The 5,143-nt window shown below is 65.3% G+C and carries 6 protein-coding genes; 4 read left to right on the forward strand and 2 right to left on the reverse strand.

The genetic code is table 11. The annotated features are described in order from the left end of the window. On the forward strand, positions 1 to 348 hold a 348-nt coding region (locus EOA33_RS23585), incomplete at its 5' end, for a TIGR03808 family TAT-translocated repetitive protein (RefSeq protein WP_127406715.1). Positions 349 to 350: 2 nt separating this feature from the next. Here the strand turns inward: EOA33_RS23585 and EOA33_RS23590 are convergent. Beyond that, positions 351 to 1,355 (reverse strand): asparaginase, encoded by a 1,005-nt coding sequence (locus EOA33_RS23590; RefSeq protein ID WP_127406716.1) that lies wholly within the window; start codon positions 1,353 to 1,355, stop codon positions 351 to 353. A 54-nt stretch (positions 1,356 to 1,409) separates the two neighbouring features. After that, complete coding sequence (locus tag EOA33_RS23595; RefSeq protein WP_127406717.1) at positions 1,410 to 2,576, reverse strand: acetyl-CoA acetyltransferase; 1,167 nt, start codon at positions 2,574 to 2,576, stop codon at positions 1,410 to 1,412. Positions 2,577 to 2,816: 240 nt separating this feature from the next. Between EOA33_RS23595 and betI the strand changes: the two genes are divergently transcribed. The 3 genes from betI to EOA33_RS23610 all read left to right on the forward strand — a co-directional run. Further along, the gene (betI, locus tag EOA33_RS23600) at positions 2,817 to 3,407 is read left to right on the forward strand and encodes a transcriptional regulator BetI (protein WP_127406718.1); all 591 of its coding nucleotides are present in this window, start codon (positions 2,817 to 2,819) and stop codon (positions 3,405 to 3,407) included. Further along, positions 3,404 to 4,933 carry a choline-sulfatase gene (gene betC, locus EOA33_RS23605; protein ID WP_126055804.1) on the forward strand — a complete coding sequence of 510 codons (1,530 nt, stop codon included), beginning with the start codon at positions 3,404 to 3,406 and terminating at the stop codon, positions 4,931 to 4,933. Before betI ends, betC begins: the two co-directional genes overlap by 4 nt. Then, positions 4,930 to 5,143, forward strand: a 214-nt coding sequence (locus tag EOA33_RS23610) for a pyridoxal-phosphate dependent enzyme (RefSeq protein ID WP_127406719.1), incomplete at its 3' end; no start/stop codon positions are given. The genes betC and EOA33_RS23610, both read left to right, overlap by 4 nt.

Raw genomic sequence — 5,143 nt, forward strand, 5'->3', positions numbered from 1 at the left:
GATGCCGACGCGCCCGGCTTCGGCGTCGGCATCAGCGTCGAGGCCGACACCACGGTGTCGGGCAATGTCGTCGAGAACGCGCCGCTTTACGGCATGCAGATCGGCTGGGGTCCGTATCTGCGCAATGTCGTGGCGACCGGCAACATCATTCGCAAGGTCGGCACCGGCATTGCCGTCTCGGTGGTCGAGGGCGCAGGAACGGCGATCATCTCGGACAATGTCATCGACGACGCGCTGAACGGCGCGATCATCGGCCAGCGCTGGGCCGATCCGGCAACCGCCGACCTTGCCCAGTCAGGCAATGCCGGCTACGCGCATCTGACCGTCGAGCGCAACCACGTTTCCTAGCGTTAGCCAAGCGCAGCGGTCGGCCTTAGCGACCCGACCTTGGCGCCGATCCGGCTTTCGACCGGCGGATTGGCCTGTTCGACGAGCCTGGCGGCAACCGCCTCGTCATCGTGCAACAGCCTGGCCAGCACGGCGGCGATCATCACCTCGGCTCCTCTGCCGGCACCGTCATCGCATTTCAGCGCGATGCCGAGGCCGAGTTCGGGAATGGCGGCGCAATAGACGCCCTCGGCGCCGGTTTTGACGAAGATGCGGCCGGGCGCTGCCTGCATCAGCGCGACAACGGCCTTACCGGTGCCAGCGACGAGGAACGGCTCGGCCATGCACGCCGACAAAAGCCGCTTCGCCGCTTTGGCGCGCTGCGGCGAAAAGCCGGTGCCTGTCGCCATGCGGGCAAAACCCAGCGCGAAGCTTTTCAGCGGCACGGCATAGGTCGGGATCGAGCAGCCGTCGGTGGCGCAATGGTCGACGTCATGGGCAGCCTCCGTCACCGACTGCATGGCATCGCGCACCATCTCCTGCTGCGCATGGCCGGCTTTGACGTAGCCCCTGTGGGCAATCCCGGAATGCACGCAGGTACAGAGGAAGCCGGCATGCTTGCCGGAGCAGTTGTTGTGTAGCGCATTCGGCACGCTGCCGGTGCGGGCGAGAGCAATGGTGGTGTCATGGTTCGACGGCCAATGCGCGCCGCATTCGAGCGCGCTTCCGTCCAGACCGGCTTTCGCCAGCATCGCTTGCGCCAGTTCGACATGCGCCGGCTCGCCGGAATGCGAGGCGCAGGCCAGCGCCAGTTCTCGGTCGCCGAAGCCATAGGCGTCGGCCGTACCGCTTTCGACCAGCGGCAGCGCCTGGATCGCCTTCACAGCCGAGCGCGGAAACACCGGACGCGCCGTGTCGCCGATCTCCAGCAACGGCTTGCCGTCGGCGTCGAAGACAGCGACCGCGCCGCGATGGGCACTCTCGACCACCGCGCCGCGCAGAACCTCGACCAGAACCGGATTTGCCATGCTGCCTCCCGCACGCGCGCGCCCAGAGCGCGCCGCTTTAAATGCGGGCCGCTTCTACCTGATCCGGTCGAGAATGGAAACGTAGTTGGCAACGGCAGCGCCGCCCATGTTGAAGATGCCGCCGAGCTTGGCGCCCGGCACCTGGATGCCGCCGGCCTCGCCGGTGAGCTGCATGGCGGTCAGCACATGCATCGACACGCCGGTGGCACCGATCGGGTGGCCCTTGGCCTTCAGGCCGCCGGAGGGGTTGACCGGCAGGCGGCCGTCCCTAGCTGTCGTGCCGTCAAGCGCCAGCTTCGCGCCCTCGCCGGGTCTGGCTAGGCCCATAGCCTCATACTCGATCAGTTCGGCGATGGTGAAGCAGTCATGCGTCTCGACGAAGGAGAGGTCGTCCAATGTCACGCCGGCCTTCTTCAGCGCCTGGTTCCAGGCTTGCTCGCAGCCCTCGAAGGCGAGGGTGTCGCGCTTCGACATCGGCAGGAAGTCCTGGACGTGCTCGTTGGCGCGGAAGGTCACGGCGCGGCGCATCCTCAGTGCCGTCGCGGTGTCGGTGAGCACGAGCGCCGCGGCACCATCGGAGACCAGCGAGCAATCGGTGCGCTTCAGCGGGCCGGCGACGAATGGGTTCTTCTCGCTCTCTTGGCGGCAGAACTCGTAGCCGAAATCCTTGCGCATCTGCGCATAGGGATTGTCGACGCCGTTCTTATGGTTCTTGGCGGCGATCATGGCGAGCGCATCCGACTGGTCGCCATAGCGCTGGAAATAGGCCTGCGCGATCTTGCCGAAGACCCCGGCGAAGCCGGCCGGCGTGTCGCCGTCCTCCGGCAGATAGGAGGCCTTGAGCAGGTTCTTGCCGATCTCGGGGCCGGGCGTGGTCGTCATCTGCTCGGCGCCGACCACCAGTACGATGCGGGCGGCATTGGCGTCGATGGCGCGGATGCCTTGCCTGACAGCGGCGGAACCGGTGGCGCAGGCGTTCTCGACCCGCGTCGCCGGCTTGAAGCGCAGCCGGTCGTCGGCCTGCAGGACCAGGCTCGCGGTGAAATCCTGCGGCGAGAAGCCGGCATTGAAATGGCCGAGCACGATCTCGTCGACATCGTCCGGGCCGATGCCGGCATGGTCGAGCGCCTCCACGGCAACCTTGGTGATCAGACCCTCGAGCGTCTCGCCCTCGAGCTTGCCGAAGCGCGAATGCGCCCAGCCGACGATGCATGCGGTCATAACAGCCTCCATTTGCCGCGCAGCCTGGCGTGTGTGGATCTTCAGGTAATGCCGGCCTGACCTGACTCCACACACGCTAGCACGTCCTGTCGCGACATGAGATTCAATATTGTTCAATTGTGAACTTTTTTCCAGGCAATGGGATGGGCCAGAGCCGCACGATCGGTTGATGCCAGCATCGATTTTTTGTTGATTGATCCGTCAATAAAAAATAATCTCGCTTTGAGCCCGGATCCCAGAATGCCGAAAATCGGAATGGAACCCTTGCGCCGCAAGGCGCTCATCGACGCGACGATCTCTGCGATCGGCGAGCGCGGCTCGCTGGACGTGACGATGTCGGAGATCGCTGGCCGCGCCGGCGTGTCGTCGGCGTTGGCGCACCACTATTTCGGCGCCAAGGACGAGCTTTTGTTCGCGACGATGCGGCACATACTGGCGGAGCTCAACACCGATACAAGGCGCGCACTTCGCGCCACCGGCACGGCGCGCCAGCGCGTCTCGGCAGTGGTCGCCGTCAGCTTCTCCGACGACCAGTTCCAGCCCGAGACCATCGCCGCATGGCTTGCCTTCTATGTCGAGGCGCAGAAGTCATCGGCTTTGCGGCGCCTGCTCAAGGTCTATGCAAGGCGGCTGCACTCGAACCTGATGAGCGGGCTGACCGGCATCCTGTCCAGGCGCCAGGCGGATCGCGTCGCCGAAGCCACGGCGGCGCTGATCGACGGGCTCTATATCCGGCGAGCGCTGAAGGACGGCGTGCCGGACGCGGCGACGGCCATCGCGCTCGTCGAAGATTATCTCGAAACCAAGCTCAGCGGACGGAGCCTGCCTTGACGACCGGACGGCCCAATTTCCTGATCGTCATGGTCGATCAGCTCAACGGAACGCTGTTCCCCGACGGGCCGGCGGAGTTCCTGGATGTGCCGCATCTGAAGGCGCTCGCCCAGCGCTCGGCGCGCTTCGCCAACAATTACACTGCCTCGCCGCTCTGCGCGCCCGGCCGCGCCTCGTTCATGAGCGGGCAGCTGCCGTCGCGCACCGGGGTCTACGACAATGCGGCGGAATTCGCCTCTTCGATCCCGACCTTCGCCCATCATCTGCGCGCCGCCGGCTACTATACCTGCCTGTCGGGCAAGATGCATTTCGTCGGACCGGACCAGTTGCACGGCTTCGAGGAAAGGTTGACCACCGACATCTATCCCGCCGATTTCGGCTGGACGCCGGACTACCGCAAGCCCGGCGAGCGCATCGACTGGTGGTACCATAATCTGGGCTCGGTCACCGGCGCCGGCATCGCCGAGACCACCAACCAGATGGAGTATGATGACGAGGTCGTCTTCCTGGCCACGCAAAAGCTCTATCAGTTGTCGCGGGAGCAGGACGATGCGGACCGCCGGCCCTGGTGCCTGACCGTTTCGCTGTCGCACCCGCACGACCCCTACGTCGCGCGCAAGCAGTATTGGGATCTCTACGAGAATTGCCAGGCGCTGGATCCCGAAACCGGGTTCATCGCGCATGACGAGCAGGACCCGCATTCGCAGCGGCTCTACCGCGCCAGCGACTATTCCGCTTTCGAGATCACTGCTGAGCAGGTGCGCCGTTCGCGGCGCGGCTATTTCGCCAACATTTCCTATGTCGACGACAAGCTCGGCGAGCTGCTGGACGTTCTCAAGCGGACACGGATGCTGGACGACACCACCATCCTGTTCTGCTCGGATCACGGCGACATGCTGGGCGAGCGCGGCCTGTGGTTCAAGATGAGCTTCTTCGAGGGCTCGGCGCGGGTGCCGCTGATGATTGCCGGCAAGGGCGTGCCGGCCGGGCTGATCGAGGCGCCGGTCTCCAACCTCGACGTGACGCCGACACTGTGCGACCTCGCCGGCATCGATATGAGCGCGATCGCGCCATGGACCGACGGCCAGTCGCTGCTGCCGCTTGCCAATGGCGGGCAGCGCGCCGCGCCGGCATTGATCGAGTACGCGGCCGAGGGCTCCTACGCACCGCTGGTGGCGATCCGCGACGGCAAATACAAGTTCGTCCATTGCGAGCTCGACCCGCCACAGCTGTTCGATCTCGGAGCCGATCCGCTCGAGCGCGACAACCTCGCCGACGACCCGGCCAACGCGGGCCTGGTGGCTGCGTTCATGGACAAGGTCCGGGCGCGCTGGGACATGGCCGCCTTCGACGCCGCCGTGCGTGAAAGCCAGGCGCGCCGCTGGGTCGTCTATCCGGCGCTGCGCAACGGCGCCTACTACCCGTGGGATTTCCAGCCGCTGCAGAAGGCGTCGGAGCGCTATATGCGCAACCACATGAACCTCGACAATCTCGAAGAGAACAAGCGGTACCCGCGAGGCGAATGATGACAACACTCGTCCCCTCACTCGATCATCTCAAGAAGGCCTATGCCGTCACCTCGACGGCAACGCAGGTGACGCCGCTGCTGGAGTCGGCAGCACTCGCGATGGAGACGGGGGCCGCACGCGTTTTCGTCAAGCCGGAGTCGCTGCAATGGGCCGGCTCTTTCAAGGTGCGCGGCGCCTATTGGCGGCTGAAACAGCTTTCGTCGGATG

The organism is Mesorhizobium sp. M4A.F.Ca.ET.050.02.1.1 (genome assembly GCF_003997725.1).
GTDB lineage: Bacteria > Pseudomonadota > Alphaproteobacteria > Rhizobiales > Rhizobiaceae > Mesorhizobium.

What these genes read in the sequence shown, in the direction of transcription:
- betI (WP_127406718.1), top strand. Translation starts at nt 2,817, where the DNA reads ATGCCGAAAATCGGAATGGAACCCTTGCGCCGCAAGGCGCTCATCGAC.
- EOA33_RS23595 (WP_127406717.1), bottom strand. Translation starts at nt 2,576, where the DNA reads ATGACCGCATGCATCGTCGGCTGGGCGCATTCGCGCTTCGGCAAGCTC.
- EOA33_RS23590 (WP_127406716.1), bottom strand. Translation starts at nt 1,355, where the DNA reads ATGGCAAATCCGGTTCTGGTCGAGGTTCTGCGCGGCGCGGTGGTCGAG.